General features: G+C 69.8%; 24 protein-coding genes. 16 read left to right on the top strand and 8 right to left on the bottom strand.

Annotation, left to right across the window (positions count from 1 at the left end; genetic code table 11):
* Positions 1–23: 23 nt before the first annotated feature.
* Both VGL30_RS11720 and VGL30_RS11715 read left to right on the top strand, forming a co-directional pair.
* Complete coding sequence (locus VGL30_RS11720) at positions 24–1196, top strand: alanine--glyoxylate aminotransferase family protein (protein ID WP_331540128.1); 1173 nt, start codon at positions 24–26, stop codon at positions 1194–1196.
* A gap of 7 nt (positions 1197–1203) precedes the next feature.
* Positions 1204–1992, top strand: a complete 789-nt coding sequence (locus VGL30_RS11715) for an aminotransferase class IV (RefSeq protein ID WP_331540126.1) — start codon at positions 1204–1206, stop codon at positions 1990–1992.
* Between the two features lie 7 nt (positions 1993–1999).
* Here the strand turns inward: VGL30_RS11715 and VGL30_RS11710 are convergent, their stop codons facing one another.
* From VGL30_RS11710 to VGL30_RS11700, 3 genes are read right to left on the bottom strand one after another with little or no spacing between them, the layout of a single operon-like run.
* Positions 2000–2563, bottom strand: a complete 564-nt coding sequence (locus tag VGL30_RS11710; protein WP_331540124.1) for a TadE/TadG family type IV pilus assembly protein — start codon at positions 2561–2563, stop codon at positions 2000–2002.
* A gap of 26 nt (positions 2564–2589) precedes the next feature.
* A complete protein-coding gene (locus tag VGL30_RS11705) occupies positions 2590–3171 on the bottom strand; it encodes a TadE/TadG family type IV pilus assembly protein (protein ID WP_331540122.1) in 582 nt (193 codons plus the stop codon).
* Between the two features lie 55 nt (positions 3172–3226).
* On the bottom strand, positions 3227–3643 hold the full coding sequence (locus VGL30_RS11700; protein ID WP_331540120.1) for a pilus assembly protein N-terminal domain-containing protein: 417 nt from the start codon (positions 3641–3643) through the stop codon (positions 3227–3229).
* A 312-nt stretch (positions 3644–3955) separates the two neighbouring features.
* Between VGL30_RS11700 and VGL30_RS11695 the strand changes: the two genes are divergently transcribed.
* The 10 genes from VGL30_RS11695 to VGL30_RS11650 all read left to right on the top strand — a co-directional run bounded on the left by VGL30_RS11695 (position 3956) and on the right by VGL30_RS11650 (position 13279).
* The gene (locus VGL30_RS11695) at positions 3956–4120 is read left to right on the top strand and encodes a Flp family type IVb pilin (protein ID WP_331540118.1); all 165 of its coding nucleotides are present in this window, start codon (positions 3956–3958) and stop codon (positions 4118–4120) included.
* A gap of 69 nt (positions 4121–4189) precedes the next feature.
* On the top strand, positions 4190–4354 hold the full coding sequence (locus tag VGL30_RS11690; RefSeq protein ID WP_331540116.1) for a Flp family type IVb pilin: 165 nt from the start codon (positions 4190–4192) through the stop codon (positions 4352–4354).
* A 138-nt stretch (positions 4355–4492) separates the two neighbouring features.
* Positions 4493–5035 carry an A24 family peptidase gene (locus VGL30_RS11685; RefSeq protein WP_331540114.1) on the top strand — a complete coding sequence of 181 codons (543 nt, stop codon included), beginning with the start codon at positions 4493–4495 and terminating at the stop codon, positions 5033–5035.
* A gap of 117 nt (positions 5036–5152) precedes the next feature.
* Positions 5153–6016: a Flp pilus assembly protein CpaB gene (cpaB, locus tag VGL30_RS11680; protein WP_331540112.1), complete on the top strand. Its 864-nt coding sequence runs from the start codon at positions 5153–5155 to the stop codon at positions 6014–6016.
* On the top strand, positions 6013–7617 hold the full coding sequence (locus VGL30_RS11675; RefSeq protein ID WP_331540110.1) for a type II and III secretion system protein family protein: 1605 nt from the start codon (positions 6013–6015) through the stop codon (positions 7615–7617). The genes cpaB and VGL30_RS11675 overlap by 4 nt, the downstream gene beginning before the upstream one ends.
* Before the next feature lie 8 nt (positions 7618–7625).
* Positions 7626–8315 carry a CpaD family pilus assembly protein gene (locus VGL30_RS11670; protein WP_331540108.1) on the top strand — a complete coding sequence of 230 codons (690 nt, stop codon included), beginning with the start codon at positions 7626–7628 and terminating at the stop codon, positions 8313–8315.
* A 14-nt stretch (positions 8316–8329) separates the two neighbouring features.
* Positions 8330–9781: a CpaE family protein gene (locus VGL30_RS11665; RefSeq protein WP_331540106.1), complete on the top strand. Its 1452-nt coding sequence runs from the start codon at positions 8330–8332 to the stop codon at positions 9779–9781.
* A gap of 6 nt (positions 9782–9787) precedes the next feature.
* Positions 9788–11287 (top strand): CpaF family protein, encoded by a 1500-nt coding sequence (locus VGL30_RS11660; protein ID WP_331540104.1) that lies wholly within the window; start codon positions 9788–9790, stop codon positions 11285–11287.
* The gene (locus VGL30_RS11655; RefSeq protein WP_331540102.1) at positions 11288–12277 is read left to right on the top strand and encodes a type II secretion system F family protein; all 990 of its coding nucleotides are present in this window, start codon (positions 11288–11290) and stop codon (positions 12275–12277) included. It begins immediately after the preceding gene.
* A gap of 12 nt (positions 12278–12289) precedes the next feature.
* Positions 12290–13279, top strand: a complete 990-nt coding sequence (locus tag VGL30_RS11650; RefSeq protein WP_331540101.1) for a type II secretion system F family protein — start codon at positions 12290–12292, stop codon at positions 13277–13279.
* 35 nt (positions 13280–13314) lie between these two features.
* Here the strand turns inward: VGL30_RS11650 and VGL30_RS11645 are convergent, their stop codons facing one another.
* Positions 13315–14148 (bottom strand): pilus assembly protein TadD, encoded by an 834-nt coding sequence (locus tag VGL30_RS11645; protein ID WP_331540099.1) that lies wholly within the window; start codon positions 14146–14148, stop codon positions 13315–13317.
* A gap of 83 nt (positions 14149–14231) precedes the next feature.
* Here VGL30_RS11645 and VGL30_RS11640 point away from each other — a divergent pair, with 83 nt between their 5' ends.
* Positions 14232–15614, top strand: a complete 1383-nt coding sequence (locus tag VGL30_RS11640) for a leucyl aminopeptidase family protein (protein ID WP_331540097.1) — start codon at positions 14232–14234, stop codon at positions 15612–15614.
* Positions 15611–16450 (top strand): C40 family peptidase, encoded by an 840-nt coding sequence (locus VGL30_RS11635; RefSeq protein WP_331540095.1) that lies wholly within the window; start codon positions 15611–15613, stop codon positions 16448–16450. Before VGL30_RS11640 ends, VGL30_RS11635 begins: the two co-directional genes overlap by 4 nt.
* A gap of 39 nt (positions 16451–16489) precedes the next feature.
* Here VGL30_RS11635 and VGL30_RS11630 read toward each other — a convergent pair whose 3' ends face one another.
* Entirely contained in the window at positions 16490–17170 is a 681-nt protein-coding gene (locus tag VGL30_RS11630; RefSeq protein ID WP_331540093.1) for a cytochrome c family protein, read from the bottom strand.
* 179 nt (positions 17171–17349) lie between these two features.
* On the opposite strand from VGL30_RS11630, the gene VGL30_RS11625 reads away from it, so the two are divergent.
* Entirely contained in the window at positions 17350–18087 is a 738-nt protein-coding gene (locus VGL30_RS11625) for a 3-deoxy-manno-octulosonate cytidylyltransferase (RefSeq protein ID WP_331540091.1), read from the top strand.
* Positions 18084–18944: a prephenate dehydratase gene (locus tag VGL30_RS11620; protein WP_331540089.1), complete on the top strand. Its 861-nt coding sequence runs from the start codon at positions 18084–18086 to the stop codon at positions 18942–18944. Before VGL30_RS11625 ends, VGL30_RS11620 begins: the two co-directional genes overlap by 4 nt.
* A gap of 138 nt (positions 18945–19082) precedes the next feature.
* Here the strand turns inward: VGL30_RS11620 and VGL30_RS11615 are convergent, their stop codons facing one another.
* The 3 genes from VGL30_RS11615 to VGL30_RS11605 form a co-directional block, all read right to left on the bottom strand.
* Entirely contained in the window at positions 19083–19334 is a 252-nt protein-coding gene (locus VGL30_RS11615) for a hypothetical protein (protein ID WP_331540087.1), read from the bottom strand.
* A 192-nt stretch (positions 19335–19526) separates the two neighbouring features.
* Positions 19527–20807, bottom strand: coding sequence for an oxalate/formate MFS antiporter (gene oxlT, locus VGL30_RS11610; protein ID WP_331540085.1), 1281 nt, complete (start codon positions 20805–20807; stop codon positions 19527–19529).
* A gap of 239 nt (positions 20808–21046) precedes the next feature.
* The coding region (locus VGL30_RS11605; protein ID WP_331540083.1) for a phosphomannomutase/phosphoglucomutase at positions 21047–22205 on the bottom strand (1159 nt) is incomplete at its 5' end.

Genomic DNA, 22205 nt, shown 5'->3' with positions numbered 1-22205 from the left:
AGCGCGTGTTACACGGAGGGGTGATGAACAGCTTCCAACCGCCCAGGCGGATTCTCATGGGCCCGGGCCCGTCCGAGGTCAGCCCGCGGGTGCTGGCGGCCCTCGCCCGGCCCACCATCGGCCACCTGGACCCGGCGTTCCAGGACCTGATGGAGGAGATCAAGGCCGGGCTTTCGCGGCTGATGAACGCCCCGGGCTACGCCTGTGTGCCGCTGCCGGCGCCGGGCACCGCCGGGATGGAGGCGGCGATCATGAACCTGCTGCAGCCGGGCGAGCGGGCGGTGATCGCGGTCAACGGCGCCTTCGGCGGGCGGATGGCCGACATGGCCGGCCGGGCGGGCGCCGTGGCGGTCGTCGTGGACCACGAGTGGGGCCAGCCGGTGGACGCCGCCCGCGTCGAGGCGGCGCTGGCCGAGGCGCCTGCGAAGGTGCTGGCCTTCGTGCACGCCGAGACATCCACCGGCGTGCGCAGCGACGCGGCGGCGCTGTGCGCGGCGGCGCGGCGGCACGGGGCGCTTTCGGTGGTCGACTGCGTGACCTCGCTGGGCGGGATCGTGGTGGACGCCGCGGCGTGGGACGCCGACGTGATCTATTCCGGGACCCAGAAATGCCTCTCGGCGCCCCCGGGGCTGTCGCCGATCGCGCTGAGCCCGCGCGCGCAGGCGGCGATCGCCGCCCGGACGGAGAAGCCGCGCAACTGGCTCTTGGATTTCCAGCTGTTGATGAGCTACTGGGGCGGCGACGGCGGGCGGACCTATCACCACACCGCCCCGATCAACGCCCTCTACGGCCTGCACGAGGGCCTGGTGGCGCTGTTCGAGGAGGGCCAGCAGGCGGCGATCGTCCGCCATGCCCGGACGCACGAGGCGCTGGCGGCGGGGATCGAGGCCCTGGGCCTGGAATTCCTGGTCGCGCCGCAGCACCGCCTGCCGCAGCTCAACACCGTCCGCGTGCCCCGGGGGATCGACGAGGCCGCCGTGCGCGCCAAGGTGCTTGCCGACTGGGACCTGGAGATCGGCGCCGGCCTGGGGCCGCTGAAGGGCCAGGTGTGGCGGATCGGGCTGATGGGCGCCTCGGCCACCCCCTGGCACGTGCGGCTCTGCCTGACGGCGCTTGCGGCGGCGCTGGCGGACCAGGGCCTGGCGGTGGACGCCAGGGCCGGCCTGGCCGCCGCCGACCGCCGCCTGGCGGCCTGAGGTCCCGGTGGCGGGGGCTGCGGCGCCGGCTTCTGCGGTCCCGTTCGACGACCGCGGCCTGACGCTGGGCGACGGCCTGTTCGAGACCCTGCTGGCGGTGGACGGGCGGCTGCGCGACGCCGACGCCCACCTGGCGCGGCTGGCCGCGGGGTGCGCGGCGCTGGGCCTGCCGGCGCCGGACGCGGCGGCGGCGCTGGCGCTGATGCGGGACGCGGTGGCGGGGTCCGCGGGCCGCAGGGCGGTGCGCCTGACGCTGACGGCGGGCTCCGGGGGGCGGGGGCTGGAACGGCCGGCGTCGCCGCGGCTGCGGATGTTCGCCGCCGCTGCGCCCGCGCCGCCGCCGGCGGGCCCGGCGCGGCTGGTCGTCAGCACGGTGCGCCGCAACGCGGGCTCGCCCGCCGCGCGGCTGAAGACCCTGGCCTACCTGGACAATGTGCTGGCCCGGCGGGAGGCGCAGGCCGCCGGGGCCGACGAGGCGCTGATGCTGAACGGGGCGGGCGAGGTCGCCTGCGCGGCGGCGGCGAACGTCTTCTGGCTGAAGGCGGGGCGGCTTTACACCCCGGCGCTGGACTGCGGCGTGCTGGCCGGGGTGACGCGCGCGGCGGTGATCGCCGAAGCGGCGCGGCGGGGCGTGCCGACGGAACAGGTCGCCGCCGGCCTGGAGGCGGTGCGGGCGGCCGAGGCCGTGTTCCTCACCAGCAGCCTGGTCGGGGTGCGGGCGGCGGCGAGCCTGGACGGATGGCCGCTGGGCTCGGACCCGCTCACCGCGCTGCTGGACGCCGCCGTCGGCGCCTGAGCCGCACCTACGGCGGGCAGTCCGAGCAGGCGATGGCCGCGGCGCGGCGCGGGCGCAGGTAGAAGGTCTCGCTGAAGTGCATGGTCGTGGGGATGTGCAGGTGCAGCAGGTTGAGCAGGCCGGCGCCGATCGGCAGGTCGTAGTCGTAGCGCACGTCCGACTGGATCACCGACTCGCCGGCCGCCAGCAGGTTGGCCGGGAAGCCGGCGGGGGTCGAGTTCTGGGCCAGCTTGGGGAGGCCGCCGCCCTGGACCTGGCTCCAGGTCACCTGCGCCGTGCCGGCTGGGTTGGCGACGACGCTCGACACGCGCATCGACAGGTTGGTGGTGGGAAACGGCTGCACCGTCGCCGTACCCAGGTTGAGGACCTGGCTGATGTCGGCGGTCTTGATCGACGCCTGCTGCTGGGCCACAAGGTCGCCGATCGACGAGGCGGCGTGGCTCGATCGCCGTTCGGCCATCATGCCGAGCGTGAGCTGGGCCAGGCCCACGTAGAGCATGATCATGATCGGGGCGATCAGGGCGAACTCCACCGCCGAGACGCCGCGCTGGTCGCGAAACAGGCGGAGCATCGGGTTTCCAGGGGTCGGGCGCATGGTCAGCACCCGGCGCCGACGGACGGGTCGTTGTTGTAGGGTTCGTTGCGGAACGTCGCCACGGCCGAGATCAACCGCTTGCCGCTGCCCGAGCCCATGTTCTGCAGGGCGCCGTTCAGCAGGGGCGTGAAGAGCCTCCACGGAAAATAGGTGCGCACCAGCACGATGTCCGCCGGCCCGCCGGGCGAGAAGCAGGTCTTGTTGGGGTCGAAGGTCGCGGTGTTCTGCGGGCTGTTCGCCGACAGGCCGGCGAAGTCGTCGATGGCGAAGGTCTTGACGTCGACGATCAGCGTCGTGGCGCAGTCGGTCTGCAGCCAGCTCATGCGCGCACAGACCAGGTCGCGGAAGTCGGTCTTGCCGACGGCGGCGCCGGTCTGGAATTCCCCCGTGCGGATCTTGCGCGCCGCCGATTCCGTGGCCCCCTCCAGGGTGGTCGAGGCGATGAACACCACCGCCAGCTCGACGATGCCGAACAGCAGCAGCAGGAACGGGAAGGCGACGAAGGCGAACTCCACCGCCACGGCCCCGCGCCGGGCGCGGACGAAGCGGCGGATGAAGGCGGGTCGCGGCCGCGGACGCGCCATGACGGTCTCCTCGAGTCTCGGCTGAAGACCTTAGCTGCGCAGTCCTAACCTAGCTTTAAGGTGTGGGCGCAGGCGCCGCCGCCTCGCCCGAGGCGGCCGCCGAGGATTCGCCCGAGCCGCCCACCCGTTCGCAGCGCTCGGTGCAGGCGTAGGCGCGGGCTTCGCCGCCGCGATAGTAGGACATCGAGGCGTCCGGAGAGCCCACCACCACCTGCCGGTCGAGGATGGTGCGGCCGGCCGCGTCCATCACCAGCAGGTTGGTGACCCCGTAGGCCTTGCCCAGCACCACCAGGTGGCGGGCGTCCAGCAGGTTGACGTCGGCGATGTTGGGATTGCCGATCACCACGTCGCGGGCCGGGGCGGAAAGGCGCACGGCGGTGTTCTGATCCAGCCGCACCGTGAGCGTCTCGGCGAGCGCCGGTTGCGCGGCGAGGAGGGCGGCGGCGGCGGCGAAAAAGACGGTTCCGCGCATGGAAGGGCTCCGTTGTTCGGGGCGAGGTTGCAGCCCAATGGTCAAGAAAGGTTGAACGCAGCCGCCTTACGCGCGCGTGAGGAATCATCGCGCGTGAGAATCATTATGTCAAAACCCTCAAAATGGCTCGCTTCCGCAGCGTGGTTAACGAACAATAATAGTAAATCGAAGTAAACCATATAAATAGTTTGAGAAATACCACCGGGTTTACTGGCCATTAAGCGAGGCCCCGCATTCTGACAGCCTAGTTTGGGGAAACACCCCGGCGGGCCGTCGCTTCGGTGCGGTCAGCTTGTTCAAGGAGACCGAGCAATGACGAAGTTCATGACGCGGTTTGTCAGGGACGAGTCCGGCGCTACGGCCATCGAGTACGGCTTGATAGCGGCCCTCATTGCCGTGGTGCTGCTGAGCGCTCTGCAATTGCTCGGAGGCAAGATTGGCAACACGTTCAATAAGATCGGCAACAACATGCCGTGACGACTACCGCGCCGGCGTCAATCGTCGCGGCCATCTTGGATTTTAGAGTAGACTGAAAGGACCAACATCATGAGCAAGTTCATCTCGCGTTTCGCTAAGGACGAGTCCGGCGCCACGGCCATCGAATATGGCCTGATCGCCGCGCTCATCGCCCTGGCTCTGGTCACCGCGCTGACCAGCCTGGGCCCGAAGATCGGCAACACCTTCAACAAGGTCGGTAACAACATGCCGTAAGCCTTTCGGCTTCGGCTTGGACTTCGGGGGCCGCGGCGTCACGCCGCGGCCCCTTTCTTTTGCGGGACCGCGCGTGGGCGACAACCCTCTGTTCACCGCTTCGCGCCATCCTGCGGTCCTCGTGCCTAGAGGCTTCGCATGCTCCACGCCCTGCAGATCGCGCTGCTGCTGATCTTCCCGGTCCTGGTCACCGTGGGCGCTCTTCGCGACCTCACCAGCTTCATCATTCCCAACTGGATATCGCTGGCGCTGATCGCCGGCTTCGCGCCGGCCGCCCTAGCGGCGGGCCTGGGCCCCGCCGAACTCGGCATGCACGCCGGGCTGGGGGCCGCGGGCCTCGTGCTCGGCATGGGCATGTTCGCCGCCGGGTGGATCGGCGGGGGGGACGCCAAGCTGTTCGCGGCGGCGGCCCTGTGGCTCGGCTGGCCGGCCTGCGCCAGCTTTGCGGCCTTCACGGGCCTGGCGGGCGGAGGCCTGGCGCTGGGCCTCCTGGCCCTGCGCTCGGCCTGGGTGCGCCCCTACATCATGAACGGACCGGCCTGGTTCGGCCGCCTGACGGCGCCGGGTGAGAACGTGCCCTACGGGGTGGCCATCGCGGTGGGCGCGCTGGCCGCCTTCCCGGGCGGCGACCTGATGCGCGCCGTTTCCCAGGTTTCTGAAGCCGCCTTCAGCGGGCGTTAACTATGCCTGCGGCAACTCTCGCCACGCCGCAGAAGGTCGGACACCCGAATCGTGCGCGCCGGAGAAAACCCCGGGGCGCCGCCACATCACCCGCCGAGCGGGAGCCGCGTTAGGTCCATGGGCGCCGTCCGAATAGCAATCATCGTGGTCGCCGGCGTCGCTGCTGTCGCGCTGGCCTTTCTGGTGCAGGGCATGCTGTCGCCGAAGACCGCGCCGCCGCCCCCCGTCGCCGCCGCCTCGCCCGCGAAGCCGATGGCCCAGGTGCTGGTGGCCAAGACCGACCTGGCCATCGGCCACCAGGTCACCGCCGCCGACCTGACCTGGCAGCCCTGGCCGGTGGAGGCGCTGAACGCGACCTTCATCACCGACGGCCGGGCGCCGGCCCCGGAGCTCAAGGGGCCTGAGAAGGTGGCCAAGAAGGCCGGCAAGGCGGCTGAGGAGATCGTCATGGGCGACGGGCCGATCCAGGCTTTCGAAGGCGCCCTGGTCAAGGAGGCGCTGCTGGCCAACGAGCCGATCACCGCCCGCAAGGTCGTGCGTTCCGGGCAGACGGGCTACATGGCCGTGGTGCTGCAGCCGGGCATGCGCGCGATCGCCATCCCGGTGACGGCCGAGACCGGCGCCGGGGGCTTCATCCTGCCGGGCGACCGGGTGGACGTGCTGCAGTCCCACCAGACCGAAGGCGGCAAAGGCTTCACCACCGAGACCCTGATGCGCAACCTGCGCGTCCTGGCCATCGACCAGGCGACCGAGCCCACCAAGGACGCCAGGACGGTGGTGGGCGCGGTGGCCACCCTGGAGGTTGCGGCCGCCGACGCCGAGGTGCTGGCTCGCGGCAAGGCCTCGGGCGAGATGATCCTGGCGCTGCGCTCCTATGCCGACATCGGCGGGCCTTCGGGCCGTGGGGGCCCCGCCGGCGGAAACACGCAGACGGTTCAGATCGTGCGGGCTGGAACTTCAACCGAGGTGGCGGTCCGATGATCCGCAAGATCGCTCTCCCCGCGGCCCTGGCCGCCGCCGTCCTGGCCTTCGGAGCCCAGGCCCTGGCCCAGGCCGCCGCCCAAATTCAAGGGTCCGCCATCGCCTCGGAGAGCATGTCGGCCGCCTCGGTGGTGCGGGTGGACCTGACCGGCGGCGGCGCCTCGCAGGCGCTGGCCCTGCCCAAGGGCAAGTCGGCGATCGTCGAGTTGCCCGTCGACGCCCGCGACGTGCTGGTGACCAATCCGCAGGTGGCCGACGCCGTGCTGCGCACGCCGCGGCGGATCTACGTCATGGGCGTCAAATCCGGCCAGACCGACGCGGTGTTCTTCGACGCCGCCGGCCGGCGGATACTGTCGCTGGACATCCGGGTGGACCAGGACGTCTCGGCGCTGGCCCAGACCATCAACCGGGTGATCCCGGGCGCCCACGTCCGCGTCGACGCCATGAACGACAGCATGATCCTCTCCGGCCAGGTGCCGAGCGTCGCCGACGCCGACCGGGCCGTGCAGGTGGCCCGCGCCAGCGTCGCCAAGCCCGAGCAGGTGCTCAACATGATGAGCATCGCCGGCAAGGACCAGGTGATGCTGAAGGTGCGCATCGTCGAGATGCAGCGCAGCGTGGTCAAGCAGCTCGGCTTCGACTCCAATTCCGTCCTCGGCCAGATCGGCGAGACCCAGTACATGATCGGCAAGAGCGCCACCTTCGGGGTGAACGGCTCGCTGCTCGGCGGCCTGACGGGCGGCCAAATTCTGGACACCACCAAGCAGCCGACCCTGCAGGCCCCGTGCGGATTTCCCGCGCCGAACCAGAGCATGATGTGCGACCATGTCGTGCGCGACGCCACGCAGGCCGCCAACTGGGACACCGCGGCGGTCAAGAGCGGCCTCGGCGGCGACCCGGGGCTCAACCAGTCCAACCAGATGCTGAAGGCCTTCGAGCGCGTGGGCCTGGTGCGCACCCTGGCCGAGCCGAACCTGACGGCGGTGTCCGGGGAATCGGCGAAGTTCCTGGCGGGCGGCGAGTTCCCCGTGCCCACGGGCCAGGACAACACCGGCCGCGTATCGATCGAGTTCAAGCCGTTCGGCGTGGGCCTGGGGTTCACCCCGGTGGTGATGTCCGGCGGCCGGATCTCGCTGAGGATTTCCACGGAAGTGTCGGAGCTGTCGCCGCAGGGCGCGTTCACCATCAGCAACGGGGCGGGGACCTCCGGCCTGACGGTTCCCGCTCTGGTGGTGCGGCGGGCGGAGACCACCGTCGAGCTGCCCTCCGGCGGCGCGATGATGATCGCGGGCCTGCTGCGCGAACAGACCCGCCAGAACATCGACTCCCTGCCGGGGATGACGACGCTCCCGGTGCTGGGCGCCCTGTTCCGCAGCCGCGACTACCTGGAGGGCGAGACCGAGCTGGTGGTGATCGTCACCCCCTACATCGTGCAGCCGGTCAATCCCAAGGCCCTGCAGACCCCGGTCGACGGCTTCAGGGTCGCCAACGACCCGGAGACCCTCCTGCTGGGCCGCCTGAACCACGCCTACAAGACCAAGGCCAAGCCGGCCGACGGCGGACCGACCTACCAGGGCCCCTACGGCTACGTGATCGAGTGAGCGCGCCCATGACCCGTATCCTGTTCCGCAGCCTCGTCGCGGCCGGCCTCGCCGCGACGCTCGGCGCCTGCGCCACCAAGGTCCCCGGCGCCGACGACCAGGCCCTCACGCCCACCCAGCGCTTCGAGGCCAAGGTGACCTCCAGGCCCGAGGAGGTGCTGCTGGCGGTGCACGCCCAGGGCCTGTCGCCGCGCCAGGGCGGGGCGCTTTCCAAGTTGGCCGACGACTGGCGCGGCGACGAGGGCGGCGTGATCGGCATCCAGGCGCCCGCCGCCGGCGTCGATCCGGGCGCGGCCTACCGGATGAGCGAGGCCACGCGCGGCTTCCTCATCTCCAGGGGCGTGCCGGCCGACAAGATCGAGATCGTGGGCTACGACCCCGCGGGCTCGGCCGACGGCCCCCCGCCGCTGCGTGTGGGCTACCTGCGCTATCACGCCGAGATTCCGGAGTGCGGCAAGACCTGGACCAACATCGCCCGCTCCTGGAAGAACGACGTGCAACCCAACTTCGGCTGCGCGGTCACCGCCAACATGGCCGCGCAGATGGCCGACCCCGCCGACCTGCTGGGCCCGCGGGCGATGGCGCCGCAGGACGCGACGCGGCGCCAGGAGGTGTTGGACAAGTACCGCAAGGGCGAGGTCACCTCGTCGGCCAAGGACGACAAGGCCGACGGCGCGATCTCCCGGGCCGTGAACTAGGCGAGCGCCAAGCCATGAAGCCGCAAACCACACCCCAGGATCCCTTCGACCTCAAGTTCGAGGCGGACGACGACTTCGTCCCGCCGGCGGACGAGACGTGGCGCGAGGCCGCCGCGGCTTCGTCCATCGACGACCCGTTCCACGACATTCCCGACCCCGAGGCCTTGCAGACGCCGGACGACGACCTGTCGCTGGGCGAGGCGACGGGTTCCGAGCTGGTCCGCGCCAACCCGGTCCACGAGCTGATCTCCAGCGCCGAGCACGCCCTGGGCGACGCGATGGTGCCGCGGATCACGATCCACGCCTTCTTCACCACGCCGGAGATCGCCGAGGTGGTCGAGCGGGCGACGAGCGACCGGCGCATGGAGAAGGCGTCCAGCAACATCCGCCCGGGCGGCCTGGCGGCGGCGGTGGAGACCTACCAGAACCAGGCGACGCCCTCGCTGGTGATCGTCGAGAGCGCCGAGGCTCCGGCCGAGCTGCTGGCCGGGCTCGACGCCCTGGCCGAAGTCTGCGACCCCGGAACCAAGGTGATGGTGGTGGGCGCGGCCAACGACATCGCCCTCTACCGCGAGCTGATGCGGCGGGGAGTGAGCGAATACCTGGTGCCGCCGTTCGACGCCCTGCAGCTGGTGCGCTCGGTGAGCAACCTCTACGCCGACCCCAGCGCGCCCTTCGTCGGCCGCCAGGTGGCGTTCTGCGGCGCCAAGGGCGGCGCGGGCGCCTCGACCATCGCCCACAACGTTGCCCATTCGATCAGCGAGCGGCTGCACACCGGCGCGGTGTTGGTCGACCTGGACCTGCCGTTCGGCACCGCCGGCCTCGACTTCAACCAGGACCCGCTGCAGGGGGTGCATGACGCCCTGACCCAGCCGGACCGGCTGGACCCGGTGCTGATGGACCGGATGATGGCCCGTTGCACCGAACGGCTGTCGCTGTTCGCGGCGCCGGCCACGCTGGACACCGACTACGACATCACGCCGGAGGCCTTCGACGAGGTCACCCAGAAGATCCGGGCCTCGGCGCCCTTCGTGATCCTCGACCTGCCGCACGTCTGGACCGCCTGGAAGCGCAAGATCCTGACCAGTTCCGACGACCTGGTGATCGTGGCCACGCCGGACCTGGCCTCGCTGCGCAACGCCAAGAACATGATCGACCTGGTCCGCCGCGCGCGGCCCAACGACGCCCCGCCGCGGCTGGTGCTGAACCAGGTGGGCGTGCCCGGCCGGCCGGAGATCCCGGCCAAGGACTTCGGCCAGGCCCTGGGCGTCACCCCGTCGGCGGTGCTGGCCTTCGACGCCAAGCTGTTCGGCCAGGCGGCCAACAACGGCCAGATGCTGGCCGAGCTGGCGCCCAAGTCGAAGTCGGCGGAGGCGCTGGACATGCTGGCCCAGCAGATCACCCGCCGGGACCCGCCGGCCGCCGCGCCGACCTCGTTCCTGGCCAGCCTGTTCAAGCGGAAATAGGACGCGATGTTCGGCAAGCGCCCAGGAGACGCCTCCGGCCAGCCGGCGAAGGGCGGTCCGCCCCCGCCCGCGGCCGCCGGGCCGGCGATCGCCACGCGGCCGCAGCGGGTCGAGCCGCCGGCGCCCGTGGCCGAGAAGCCCAAGCCGGCGGGCGCGCCCAAGTCGACCTTCGCCTTCGAGCAGCTGCAGGCCGCCCAGGGCCCGACGCCCATGGAGCAGGTGGTCCGCGAGCAGTCGGACTTCTACCACGCCACGAAGACCACCATCTTCAACGCGCTCCTGAACACCATCGACCTGTCGCAGCTGGCGCAGCTCGACACCAAGGCGGCCTCCGAGGAGATCCGCGACATCGTCGCCGAGCTGGTGGCGATCAAGAACGTCTCCATGTCGGTGGCCGAACAGACCCACCTGGTCCAGGACATCATCAACGACGTCCTGGGCTACGGGCCGCTGGAGCCGCTGCTGGCCCGCGACGACATCGCCGACATCATGGTCAACGGCGCCACCCGGGTGTTCATCGAGGTGGGCGGCAAGGTGCAGCTCACCAACGTCCGCTTCCGCGACAACCTGCAGCTGATGAACATCTGCCAGCGGATCGTCAGCCAGGTGGGCCGCCGGGTGGACGAGAGCTCGCCCATCTGCGACGCGCGCCTGCCGGACGGCTCCCGCGTGAACGTCATCGCCCCGCCGCTGGCGCTGGACGGGCCGACGCTCACCATCCGGAAGTTCAAGAGGGACAAGCTGACCATGAAGAACCTGGTGGAGTACAACTCCATCAGTCCGGAAGGGGCCCGGGTGCTGGGGGTGATCGGCGCCTGCCGGTGCAACACCTTGATCTCCGGCGGCACGGGCTCCGGCAAGACCACCCTGCTGAACACCCTCACCGCCTTCATCGACCCGACCGAACGGGTGGTGACCTGCGAGGACGCCGCCGAGCTGCAACTGCAACAGCCGCACGTGGTGCGCCTGGAGACCCGGCCGCCGAACCTGGAAGGCCAGGGCATGATCGCCATGCGCGACCTGGTGAAGAACTGCCTGCGGATGCGCCCCGAGCGGATTATCGTCGGCGAAGTGCGCGGACCCGAGGCCTTCGACCTGCTTCAGGCCATGAACACCGGCCACGACGGCTCGATGGGCACGCTGCACGCCAACAGCCCGCGCGAAGCCATCAGCCGCCTGGAATCGATGATCACCATGGGCGGCTTCGGCCTGCCTTCGAAGACCATCCGCGAGATGATCGTGGGCTCCATCGACGTGATCATCCAGGCCGCCCGCCTGCGCGACGGCTCGCGCCGGATCACCCACATCACCGAGGTGGTGGGCCTGGAAGGCGAGGTGATCATCACCCAGGACCTGTTCGTCTACGAGATCACCGGCGAGGACGCCGAGGGCCGGGTGGTGGGCAAGCACCGCTCCACCGGCATCGCACGGCCCAGGTTCTGGGACCGCGCCCGCTACTACGGCCTGGAGCGCGAGCTGGCCGAAGCCCTCGACGCGGCCGAATAGATGTCCCCCGCCCTCATCACCCTGCTGGTCGCCGTGCTGGGCTTCGTGGCCGTCGCCGGCTTCGGCTGGGCCGTGGCCGGGGGCGAGACCGCCAGCGCCAAGGCGATGAAGCGGGCGCAGGCGTTGGTGAGCCGCGGCGACGCTGCGGAGATCAACCGCGGGCGGCGGGCCCAGGCCGCGCCCGATCAGCGCCGCCGCCAGATTCTCAAGACCCTGCGCGAGCAGGAGAAGCAGCAGAAGCGAGCCCGGCTAACCCTGCATTCGCGGCTGCAGCAGGCCGGCCTGGGCGACAGCGTCCGGGGCTTCTGGATCGCCGCCGGCATCCTCAGCCTGGTCGTCGCCCTGACGGTGATCATCCTGCGCCAGCCCTGGTGGGCGGCGCTGCTGCTCAGCGCCAGCGCGGGCCTCGGCCTGCCGCGCTGGGTGGTGAGCTTCCTCGCCAAGCGGCGGATGAAGGCGTTCACCGCAGCCTTTCCCGACGCCATGGACATCATCGTGCGCGGCATCCGTTCGGGCCTGCCGGTGCACGACTGCCTGCGCGTGATCGCCAAGGAGACCTCCGAGCCCCTGGCCGGCGAGTTCCGCCGGCTGGTGGAGAACCTGGGCATGGGCTTGTCCATCGACCAGGCGCTGGAGCGGATGCACGAGAGCATGCCCACAGCCGAGGTGCGGTTCTTCGCCATCGTGCTGGCGATCCAGGCGCGCAGCGGCGGCAACCTGGCCGAAGCGCTCGGCAACCTCTCCATCGTGATCCGCGCGCGCAAGATGATGCGCGAGAAGATCAAGGCCATGGCCGGCGAGGCGGTGGCCTCGGCCTGCATCATCGGCTCCCTGCCGCCGGGGGTGGTGGTGCTGATCAGCATGACCAGTCCCGCCTACATGGTGCCGCTGTTCACCGACCCGCGGGGCAACATCATGCTGTTCGGCGGCGCCCTGTGGATGGCGACGGGCATCTTCGTCATGCGCCGCATGATCAACTTCCGGATCTGAGGAGCGCCGCTCATGGGCCTCGTGGCGACGCTCACCAACCCTCAGAACATCGTGGGCGCCGTCACGGCGATCGTGGCCTTCGCCACCATCGTGACGCTGGCGAAGCCCTACCTTGTCTCCTCCAGCCTGGAATCGCGGCTGAAGTCCGTGACGACGCGGCGCGAGGAGCTGCGGCGCAAGTCGCGCGAAGCCCTGGCCAGCAAGAGCGTCGGCGCCTCCAGCCTGCGGCACTCCGACGAAGGCCTCTACAAGAAGGTGGTGGACCGCCTGCAGCTCTCGCGGTTGCTGGAGGACCCGAAGGTGGCGGAGAAGCTGGCCCAGGCCGGCTACCGCGGACCCAAGCCGGTGTCGACCTTCTACTTCTTCCGCTTCGTCCTGCCGTTTGCGTTTGCGGCGACGACGGCCTTCTACCTGTTCCTGATCAACGGCTTCGGCCTGGTGGTGATGACCAAGATCGCCGCCGTCGTGGCCGGGATGACGCTGGGGTACTACGCGCCCAACGTCTACATCTCCAACGTGGCCCAGAAGCGCCGCGACTCCATCGTCGGCGCCTTTCCCGACGCGCTCGATCTGTTGCTGATCTGCGTGGAGAGCGGCATGTCGGTGGAGGCCGCCATCCAGAAGGTGAGCCAGGAGATCGGCGGCGCCTCCATCGAGCTGGCCGAGGAGCTGACGCTGCTCACCGCCGAGCTGTCCTACCTGCCCGAGCGCCGGCAGGCCTACGAAGGCCTGGCCAGGCGGACCAACCACGCCGGCATCAAGTCGGTGATGACCGCCATGATCCAGGCCGAGCGCTACGGCACGCCCGTGGGCTCGGCCCTGCGGGTGATGGCCAAGGAAAACCGCGACATGCGCCTGGCCGAGGCGGAGAAGAAGGCCGCCCAGCTGCCGGCCAAGCTCACCGTGCCGATGATCATATTCTTCCTGCCGGTGCTGTTCGTGGTGATCCTGGGCCCGGCGATCCTGCGCGCCACCGACATGATGGCCCACAAGCCGGTGTGACGGGCGGGGACATGTACGCCTGCGTACGTGTCCCCCTACGGCGTCGCGCGCAGGGCGTCCCAGTTGCGGGACGGGCCGGCGGGGAGGGCGGCGCCGTTGGCGGCGCGCAGGTAGGCCATGTTGTTGGCCACCAGCTCCGGCGGCAGGTCCTGGCGGGCGATCTTCTCGGCCTCGGCCAGGCGGCCCTGCAGGCCCAGCACCAGGGCCAGGTTCTGCCGCACCTGGATGGTGGCGTCCGGCCGCGTCACGGCGGTCCGCAGCAGGCTCTCGGCCTGGGCCGCGTCGCCGTGGGCGGCGCAGAACATGGCGTAGTTGCTGAGCACGGTAGGATTGTCGGGGGCGAGCGCCCGGGCCTGGCGGTGGGCGGCCAGCGCCTCGTCGTCGCGCTGGGCCTGCTCGTAGGCCACCGCCAGCAGGGTGACGGGGCGCCAGTCGCGGGGCGCGAGCGCCTCGGCGCGGCGGGCGGGCTCGATGGCGTAGAAGCCCTGGTTGCGCGCGATCTGTATGCGGGCGAGTTCCAGGAGGCCGTCGAAGTCGTCGGGCTTGACGGTCAGCAGCTTGCCGACCGCGGCGCCGGCGTCGTCGAAATTGCCCATGGCGCGCAGGGCCTGGGAAAGGCCGACCGCCGCCTCCGAGTCGGCGGGATCGATGTCGGCCTCGCGCGCCCAGAAGGCGGCGGCGGCCAGCGGCGGGCTGCGGCGCGCCATGACGCGTGCGGCGGGGTCCGCCTTCATGCGGGGCCTGGGCGCCGCGGGGTCGGCCGGCGCCGTCGCCGGGGGGGCGTCCTTGTGCTTGTCCCTGGCCTGGGCGGCGAGTGGAACCAGGCATAGCGCGAGGGCGGTTGCGGCGAGGGCCGACTTGCGACACATGACGTCGAGGCTCCGGATGACCAGGCGCGAGCATCCGCCGGCGGCTTGAAGGAAGCGTTAAGCATAATTTCCAGGCTCCCCCGATGACCGACGTGATCCTGAAGGCCGCCAAGGGCGCCATCCCGGTGCACGCGCTCCTCGAGGCGGAGGCCGACGCGTTCCTGGAGGGCCGGCAGGCGTTCGTGAAGGCGTTCGCCGCCACCGCGGAGTTCAAGGGCAAGGCCGGCCAGGCCCTGGCGGTGCCCAACACCGAGGGCGGGATCGAGCGGGTGCTGTTCGGCCTGGGCGCGCCGGAGCGGGCCGACGCCATGAGCTTCCGCGCCCTGCCGGCCAGGCTGCCGGCCGGCGATTACCGCATCGCAAGCGCGCCGGCGCACATTCCCGCCGACCAGATCGCCCTGGCCTTCGCGCTCGGCAGCTACCGGTTCGACCGCTACCGCAAGGCGGGCGGGCCGCGGCCCCGGCTGGCGGCCCGCGACGTGGACGTGGCCGAGGTGCGCCAGCAGGCCCACGCCTGCGCGCTGGCCCGCGACATGATCAACACCCCGGCCAACGACATGGGCCCGCTGCAGGTGGAGACCATCGCCCGTGAGATCGCCGAGCTGTACGGCGCGCGCCTGACGGTTATCGCGGGCGAGGGGCTGCTGGAGGCGAACTACCCCGCGATCCACGCCGTGGGCCGGGCGGCCGCGCCCCACCGGGCCCCGCGGATCATCGAGATGAGCTGGGGCGAGGCAGGCCGGCCGCTGGTGGCGCTGGTCGGCAAGGGCGTGGTGTTCGACACCGGCGGCCTGGACATCAAGCCGTCGGCCGGCATGCGCCTGATGAAGAAGGACATGGGCGGCGCGGCCCACGCGCTGGCGCTGGCGCGGATGGTCATGGCCGCCGGCCTGCCGGTGCGGCTGGCGGTGCTGGTCCCCACGGTGGAAAACGCCATCTCCGGCGACGCCATGCGCCCGGGCGACGTGCTGGCGACGCGCAAGGGGCTGACCGTCGAGGTGGGCAACACCGACGCCGAGGGCCGGCTGATCCTGGCCGACGCGCTTACCCGGGCGGGCGAGCTGGAGCCGGCGCTGACCCTCGACCTGGCGACGCTGACCGGCGCGGCGCGCGCGGCGCTGGGGCCGCAGCTGCCGCCGTTCTACACCGAGGACGACGGCCTGGCCGCCGCCATCGAGGCGGCGGCGGCGGCCACGGCCGACCCGCTCTGGCGCATGCCGCTCTGGCGGCCCTACGCCGAGGCGCTGGACAGCGACGTGGCCGACCTCAAGAACGACGCCGACGGCTGGGCCCAGGCAGGCTCGGTCACCGCGGCGCTGTTCCTGCAGAAGTTCGCGCCGGCCGGACCCTGGGCGCACTTCGACATCTTCGCCTGGAACCCGCGAGCCCGGCCGGGCTCGCCGGTCGGCGCCGAGACCCAGGCGATCCGCGGCCTCTACCGGATGATCCGGGAGCGTTTCGCATGAGCGGCGATCCGCGGATCACGCCCCTGAAGGACGGCCTGGCCAGCCGGGCGCTGGAAGGGCTGGCGAGGGCCCGGCGCTACATGGACCCCGAGCGCCTGGCCGTGGCGGTCCCCGCCGCCGCCATCCGCAGCCGCCCGGACCCGGCCGCCGAGCAGGTGGACCAGGCGCTCTACGGCGAGGCCTTCGACGTGCTGGACCGCCGGGGCGGGATCGCCTGGGGTCAGGCGCGGCGCGATGGCTATGTGGGCTATGTGGCGCTTTCCGACCTGGGCGGTCGCGCGGCGACGCCCACCCACCGGGTGGCGGCGATCCGCACCTACGCCTTCGCCCGGCCGGACATCAAGTCGCCGGCGACCGGCCCCTATTCGCTGAATGCCCTGGTGGCCGGGCAGGCGCGCGAGGGGCGGTTCGTGCAGGGGGCGGACGGCGGCTGGTTCGTGGCCGGACACCTGGCGCCCGTGGGGACGTTCGAGACCGACTATGTGACGGTCGCCGAGCGGCATCTGGGGGCGGCCTACCTCTGGGGCGGGCGGGAAAGCCACGGCCTCGACTGCTCGGGCCTGGTGCTGCAGGCGCTCTTGGCCTGCGGCCGCGCGGGCCCGCGCGACACCGACCAGCAGATGCGGATGGGCCGGGCGGCGGACCCCTCGGCGCTGCGGCGCGGCGACCTGGTGTTCTGGCGCGGCCACGTGGCGATCATGCTGGACGCCGAACGGATCGTCCATGCCAACGCCCACCACATGGCCGTGGCGGCCGAGCCGCTGGCCGAAGCCGTGGCGCGCATCGCCGGCGCGGGCTCGGGCGAGCCGACGGCCTATCGGCGGATCGGCTCCTGAGCGGCGGCCGAAATAGAACTCGGCGTCTCCGGATTGAGATCAGTGCGCGGGCGCGGCGGCCTTGGGGGCCGGGGCGCCGGTCGACGCCGTAGCGCCGGCGGCCGCAGGTTCGCCCTTGCCGGCCGGGGCTGGAGCCCCGGCGTCGGTCGCCGCCGGAGCCGCCGCCGCGGCGGGGTTCGGCGCCGGGAACGGGATCGAGCCGCCCTGGCCGTGCAGGTAGGCGATGACGTTGATGCGGTCTTCCGGCTTCTTCAGGCCCACGAAGGTCATCTTGGTGCCGGGCAGGTGCTTCTGCGGCTCCTTGATGAACTCCGAGATGTGCTCGAAGTCCCAGACCGGCTGCTTGGAGCCGAAGTCGGTCATGGCCGTGGAGTAGGCGAAGCCCGGATGGCTGCCCGGCTTGCGGCCCTCGACGCCCCAGAGGTTGGGGCCGGTGCTGTTGGGCCCGCCGTTGTCGGCGTTGTGGCAGGACTTGCACTTGGCGAACACCGCCTCGCCGGCCTTGACGTCGGCCGCGGGCAGCACCGTTCCCCAGTCGATCGGGGCTTCCGGCTTGGCCGCGCCGCCGGACTCTTCCTGCGCCACTTCGATGGCGTAGCCCGGCTTCTCCACATGCCCTTCACTCTCGAACACGCCCGAAGACAGCTCGCGGAGGCCGACGATGGCCAGCCCGGTCGCCAGCACGGCGCCGGCGATCTTGTTGAACGTCAGGTCGCTCATTATGCCCCTAATCGGCCCTCTGTACGGCCGGTCACGACGGACCGGCGGACCGGCGGGAATCCCCGCCCCGTATTGCGCCCGGCTCTCTTACACGCTACCGGCGCTGGCGCAACCGGCCAGTTGGCCGGCCTTTGAGCTCGCTTCCAACCTCGTCCGCGCCGGGTTTCCGAACCGTCAGCATGACCCCCATCGTCCTCATCCCCGCGCGCATGGCCGCCGCCCGCCTGCCGGGCAAGCCGCTGGCCGACATCGCCGGCGCGCCGATGATCGTTCGCGTCCTGCGCCAGGCGCTGGCCGCCGACATGGGCCCGGTGGTGGTGGCCGCCGGCGACGCAGAAATCGCCGATGCGGTGGCCGCCGCGGGGGGAAGGGCCGTGCTCACCGACCCCGGGCTGCCTTCCGGCTCCGACCGCATCCTGGCGGCGCTGGCGGAGGTGGACGCGGCGGGCCGCCACGACGCGGTGATCAACCTGCAGGGCGACATGCCCTTCGTGGCGCCGGAAACGCTGAGGGCCTGCGTGCGCCTGCTGGCGGACCAGCCGGCCTGCGACATCGCCACCGTCGTCGCGCCGGAAGCCTCGCTCGCCGATCGGGCGAACCCGGACGTGGTCAAGGCCGTGCTGGCCATGGCGGCGGACGGCCGGACCGGCCGGGCGCTCTACTTCACCCGCGGGACCCTCTACGGCGAGGGGCCGGTGTGGCGCCACGTGGGGATCTACGGCTACCGGCGCGCGGCGCTGGCCCGGTTCCACGCCGCGCCCCCCTCGGCGCTGGAGCGGCGCGAGAAGCTGGAGCAGCTTCGCGCCCTGGAGCTGGGACTTTCGATATGGGCGGCGGTCGTCGCGCACGCGCCGATCTCCGTGGACAATCCGGCGGACCTGGACCAGGCCCGCGACTTCGCGAAGGGGCGGCCATGAGCACGCGACGGATCGCTTTCCAGGGCGAGCTGGGGGCCAACAGCCACGAGGCCTGCACCGACCACTTCCCCGACTACGAGCCCAGGCCCTATCCGGCCTTCGAGGAGGCGTTCGACGCGGTGAAGTCCGGCGAGTGCCAGCTGGGCATGATCCCGATCGAGAACTCGATCATGGGCCGGGTCACCGACGTGCACCACCTGATGCCGGCCTCGGGTCTGAAGATCGTGGGCGAGCGGTTCAAGCCGATCCACTTCCAGCTGATGGCCAATCCGGGCGTGAAGCTGGAGGACGTACGCACCGTGGCCTCGATGCCCATCGCGCTGGGCCAGTGCCGCCGCACGCTGAAGCGCCTGAAGCTGGCGGAGGAGGCGGCGGGCGACACCGCCGGCGCGGCGCGCCAGCTGGCCGAGCGGCCCGATCCTACGCGCGCGGCCATCGCGCCGGCCCTGGCGGCGGAGATCTACGGCCTGGAGATCCTGCTGCGGGACATCGAGGACGAGCACAACAACACCACCCGCTTCCTGGTGATGACGGCCGACAGGGACCCGCCGCCGCCGTCCTTCACCGACCCCTGCGTGACCAGCTTCGTCTTCCGGGTGCGCAACATGCCCGCCGCGCTCTACAAGGCGCTGGGCGGCTTCGCCACCAACGGCGTCAACATGACCAAGCTTGAGAGCTACATGATCGAGGGTAATTTTCTCGCCACGCAGTTTTACGCCGACGTCGAGGGCCACCCCGAGGATCGCAACGTGGTGTTCGCGTTCGAGGAGCTCGCGTTCTATTCCAAGGAAATGAAAATCCTCGGCGTCTATCCGGCACACCCGTTCCGCACGACGATGGCGGAAGCCGCAGATTGATGCGTAGCTGCGCGTGCCGCATCTACTCGTCATCGCCGGGCTTGTCCCGGCGATGACGCTTAAGGACGCACACAGTGTCCCATGAATCGAGATGGCCGGGACAAGCCCGGCCATGACGGCAATAATCAGCCCTTCAATCTAGGAGACGCAGTTCCCGGCGACCTGCGCCAGCGGCGAGCGCGTGATCACGCTGACAATCGCCTCGCAGCCGGCCGGCAAAGTGACGGGGGCCTGCATCTTCACGGGCGTGGCGCGGGTGGCCGCCCCCGCGCCCGGCAGGCGGTCGCCCTTGAGGACGCGGTTGATGTTGACGTTGACCGGCTCGACCTTCGGCGCCCGGGCGGTCGCGGGACTAACTTCGAGGCCGGCGATGCAATAAAGCATGGCCACGGCCGCGCTGGCAGCAACGATAATGTACCCGGACCGATGACGCATGGGACGCCCCCTTCGAGCGATTTCCCATTAGTCGCGGCAAGATCAGAAAAGGTTCAACGTTCCGTTAATATCTCGGTCGGCAGCCTTAATTTCTCAGGCGACCGCGAGATTCATAAAGTAATTCCTGGGGTTGCGGGCGCCGCCAGGCTAGCCCATCAGCTTCCGGCGCATCGGCTTGAGGACGAAAAGGGCAAGCAGTCCGGTCAGGAGGTCCATACCGATGACGAGACCGAAGACCGGCATCCAACTCCCGGTCGCTTCATAGATCATGGCGGCGACCGGCGCCCCGAGGATCGAGCCGATCCCCTGCGCCATGTAGAGGAAACCGTAATTGGTGATGGCGTGCTTGGCGCCGAACGTATCGGTCAGTGTCGAGGGGAACAGCGAAAAGATCTCGCCCCAGCCGAAGAAGACAAGACCGGAGAGCACAACGAGAAGATAGGGATCGCTGCGGTATTGCAGCATCAGATAGATCGCGATGCCTTCCAGAATGAACGCGATGCCCATCGTATTCTCACGGCCGATGTGGTCGGACATCCACCCGAAGAACGGACGCGTCAGCCCATTGGTGATGCGATCAAAGGTCAGCGCCGCCGGGATTGCCGCGAGCGTCGCGCCCAGGATCACGACCGTGGTGGTGCCGTCGATGCCGAACGCTTTGGCAAAGCTGGTGAACTGGGTGATGACCATGAGCCCGCCGGTGGACATCATCGACATCATCACGAACATCAGCCAGAAAACCGGCGTCTGCAGCATTTCGAGCGGAGCGTAATCGCGTGTCGACGCCAGGATGCCGGGTGCGGGCAAGTCATCCTCTGCGCGTGGCGCACGCATCAGAAGCGCGGCAGCGAAACCGATTACCGCGAAGATCACACCGAACACGATCAGCGTATGCTGATAGCCGGACGCCTTGAGCATGTTATCGATCGGAAACGTCGTCAGCATTGCGCCGAAGCCGTAGCCCGCTGCGACCACGCCGGTGGCGAAGCCGCGCCGATCCGGAAACCACTTCACCATCAGGCCGACGATGCCGATGTAAACGATGCCGGTGCCGACGCCGCAAAGCAGGCCGTAAGTGGCGTAGAGGCCGATGGTCGAGGTGATCGAAGCCGAAGCGATCCAACCGAGGCCGCTCATGACCGCGCCAAGTCCGACCAACAGCTTCGGTCCCAACCGCTCGACCAGGTAACCTTGCAGCGGTGAAAGCCAGGTCTGCAGCACGATAAGAGCGGTGATCGTCCATTGCACTTCGGACAGGATCGCGCCGGTGGTTTTCTGAAAGGACGGGACGAAAAGCGTCCAGACATATTGCGGGCTCGAGATGGTCATCATGACCACAAAGCCCAGGAGAAGCTGCACCCAGCGTGTGCTGGTGGCGGTCGCCTCAAAACGCGGAGTCAACGTTTCGATGGTTCGGGTGTCGGCCATGGCGCATCCTCCCTCGCATAGATTCTGAGCAGCATACCTCGCAAAAATTATGCCATAGGGCGGGAACGCTAGCGTTTCCCGGGCCAGATGTTTCGGTGCAATTTGAATCAGCCGAACACGTCAATAGTCCAAAATCAAGGCTCGCTGCCTCGAAATTAGACAGTGCCCACTGTTTCTGCAGCCATCTCGTCTGTCAGCGGTCGGCAAACCGTATTCAGGCCACGGCAGGCGCAGAGAAATTAGATGGTCTGATTGTACTCGCCGACTTCGGGATGGGTGCGCAGCACTGCATCGACGGCCTTGAACATGTCGCGCATGCGGGCTTCGGAGACCGGGCTCTCGACCACGACGACCAGTTCCGGCTTGTTGGAAGAGGCGCGCACGAGTCCCCAGGTGCCGTCTTCCACCGTCACCCGCACGCCGTTGACGGTGACGAGATCGCGGATCGGCTGGCCGGCAACCTTCTCGCCCTTCTGCTCCGCCTTTTGAAAATGCGCGATCACCTCGTCAACGATGCCGTATTTGATCTCGTCGGCGCAGTGCGGCGACATGGTCGGGGAGCCCCAGGTTTTGGGCAGCGCGTTCTTCAGGTCGGCCATGCTCTTTCCGGGATTGCGGTCGAGCATGTCGCAGACCGAGAGCGCGAAGATCAAACCGTCATCGTAGCCGCGGCCGAGCGGCTTGTTGAAGAAGAAGTGTCCTGATTTCTCGAAGCCCGCCACCGCGCCGATCTCGTTGACCCGGCGCTTCATGTAAGAATGGCCGGTCTTCCAGTAGTCGGTCTTGGCGCCGTTCGCGATCAGCACCGGATCGGTCATGAACAGGCCGGTCGACTTCACGTCGGCGACGAAGGTCGCACCCTTCTGCAACGCCGATATGTCACGCGCCAGCATCACGCCGACCTTGTCGGCGAAGATCTCCTCGCCTTCGTTGTCGACCACACCGCAACGGTCGCCGTCGCCGTCGAAGCCCAGGCCGACATCGGCCTTGTGCTCCAGCACGGCGTCGCGCATGGCGTGCAGCATCTTCATGTCTTCGGTGTTCGGATTGTAGCGCGGGAAGGTATGATCGAGCTCGCAGTCGAGGCGCACCACCTCGCAGCCGACCGCTTCGAGCACCTGCGGCGCGAACGCGCCGGCGGTGCCGTTGCCGCAGGCGCAGATGACTTTGAGCTTGCGCTTGAGCTTCGGCCGTTTGGTAAGATCGGCGATATAGCGCGCGGGGAAATTCTCGACGAAATGGTACGAGCCGCCGCCGCGCAGATCGAAAGCCGCGCCAAGCACGATTTCGCTCAACCGCGTCATCTCGTCGGGCCCGAAGGTGAGCGGGCGGTCGACGCCCATCTTCACCCCGGTCCAGCCGTTATCGTTGTGCGAGGCGGTCACCATGGCGACGCAG

Source organism: Phenylobacterium sp., assembly GCF_036502675.1.
Taxonomy (GTDB): domain Bacteria; phylum Pseudomonadota; class Alphaproteobacteria; order Caulobacterales; family Caulobacteraceae; genus Phenylobacterium.
The sequence above is the reverse complement of the archived record's forward strand: the minus strand, read 5'-3'. Positions and strand labels throughout refer to the sequence as shown.

Excerpts from the sequence above, each read along its gene's own strand:
- VGL30_RS11620 (WP_331540089.1), top strand. The coding sequence starts at position 18,084 with ATGAGCACGCGACGGATCGCTTTCCAGGGCGAGCTGGGGGCCAACAGC.
- VGL30_RS11710 (WP_331540124.1), bottom strand. The coding sequence starts at position 2,563 with ATGCTCCGCCTGTTTCGCGACCAGCGCGGCGTCTCGGCGGTGGAGTTC.
- VGL30_RS11645 (WP_331540099.1), bottom strand. The coding sequence starts at position 14,148 with ATGTGTCGCAAGTCGGCCCTCGCCGCAACCGCCCTCGCGCTATGCCTG.
- VGL30_RS11625 (WP_331540091.1), top strand. The coding sequence starts at position 17,350 with ATGACCCCCATCGTCCTCATCCCCGCGCGCATGGCCGCCGCCCGCCTG.
- VGL30_RS11675 (WP_331540110.1), top strand. The coding sequence starts at position 6,013 with ATGATCCGCAAGATCGCTCTCCCCGCGGCCCTGGCCGCCGCCGTCCTG.
- cpaB (WP_331540112.1), top strand. The coding sequence starts at position 5,153 with ATGGGCGCCGTCCGAATAGCAATCATCGTGGTCGCCGGCGTCGCTGCT.
- VGL30_RS11655 (WP_331540102.1), top strand. The coding sequence starts at position 11,288 with ATGTCCCCCGCCCTCATCACCCTGCTGGTCGCCGTGCTGGGCTTCGTG.
- VGL30_RS11640 (WP_331540097.1), top strand. The coding sequence starts at position 14,232 with ATGACCGACGTGATCCTGAAGGCCGCCAAGGGCGCCATCCCGGTGCAC.
- VGL30_RS11630 (WP_331540093.1), bottom strand. The coding sequence starts at position 17,170 with ATGAGCGACCTGACGTTCAACAAGATCGCCGGCGCCGTGCTGGCGACC.
- VGL30_RS11665 (WP_331540106.1), top strand. The coding sequence starts at position 8,330 with ATGAAGCCGCAAACCACACCCCAGGATCCCTTCGACCTCAAGTTCGAG.
- oxlT (WP_331540085.1), bottom strand. The coding sequence starts at position 20,807 with ATGGCCGACACCCGAACCATCGAAACGTTGACTCCGCGTTTTGAGGCG.
- VGL30_RS11660 (WP_331540104.1), top strand. The coding sequence starts at position 9,788 with ATGTTCGGCAAGCGCCCAGGAGACGCCTCCGGCCAGCCGGCGAAGGGC.
- VGL30_RS11670 (WP_331540108.1), top strand. The coding sequence starts at position 7,626 with ATGACCCGTATCCTGTTCCGCAGCCTCGTCGCGGCCGGCCTCGCCGCG.
- VGL30_RS11690 (WP_331540116.1), top strand. The coding sequence starts at position 4,190 with ATGAGCAAGTTCATCTCGCGTTTCGCTAAGGACGAGTCCGGCGCCACG.
- VGL30_RS11705 (WP_331540122.1), bottom strand. The coding sequence starts at position 3,171 with ATGGCGCGTCCGCGGCCGCGACCCGCCTTCATCCGCCGCTTCGTCCGC.
- VGL30_RS11720 (WP_331540128.1), top strand. The coding sequence starts at position 24 with ATGAACAGCTTCCAACCGCCCAGGCGGATTCTCATGGGCCCGGGCCCG.
- VGL30_RS11685 (WP_331540114.1), top strand. The coding sequence starts at position 4,493 with ATGCTCCACGCCCTGCAGATCGCGCTGCTGCTGATCTTCCCGGTCCTG.
- VGL30_RS11650 (WP_331540101.1), top strand. The coding sequence starts at position 12,290 with ATGGGCCTCGTGGCGACGCTCACCAACCCTCAGAACATCGTGGGCGCC.
- VGL30_RS11700 (WP_331540120.1), bottom strand. The coding sequence starts at position 3,643 with ATGCGCGGAACCGTCTTTTTCGCCGCCGCCGCCGCCCTCCTCGCCGCG.
- VGL30_RS11635 (WP_331540095.1), top strand. The coding sequence starts at position 15,611 with ATGAGCGGCGATCCGCGGATCACGCCCCTGAAGGACGGCCTGGCCAGC.
- VGL30_RS11695 (WP_331540118.1), top strand. The coding sequence starts at position 3,956 with ATGACGAAGTTCATGACGCGGTTTGTCAGGGACGAGTCCGGCGCTACG.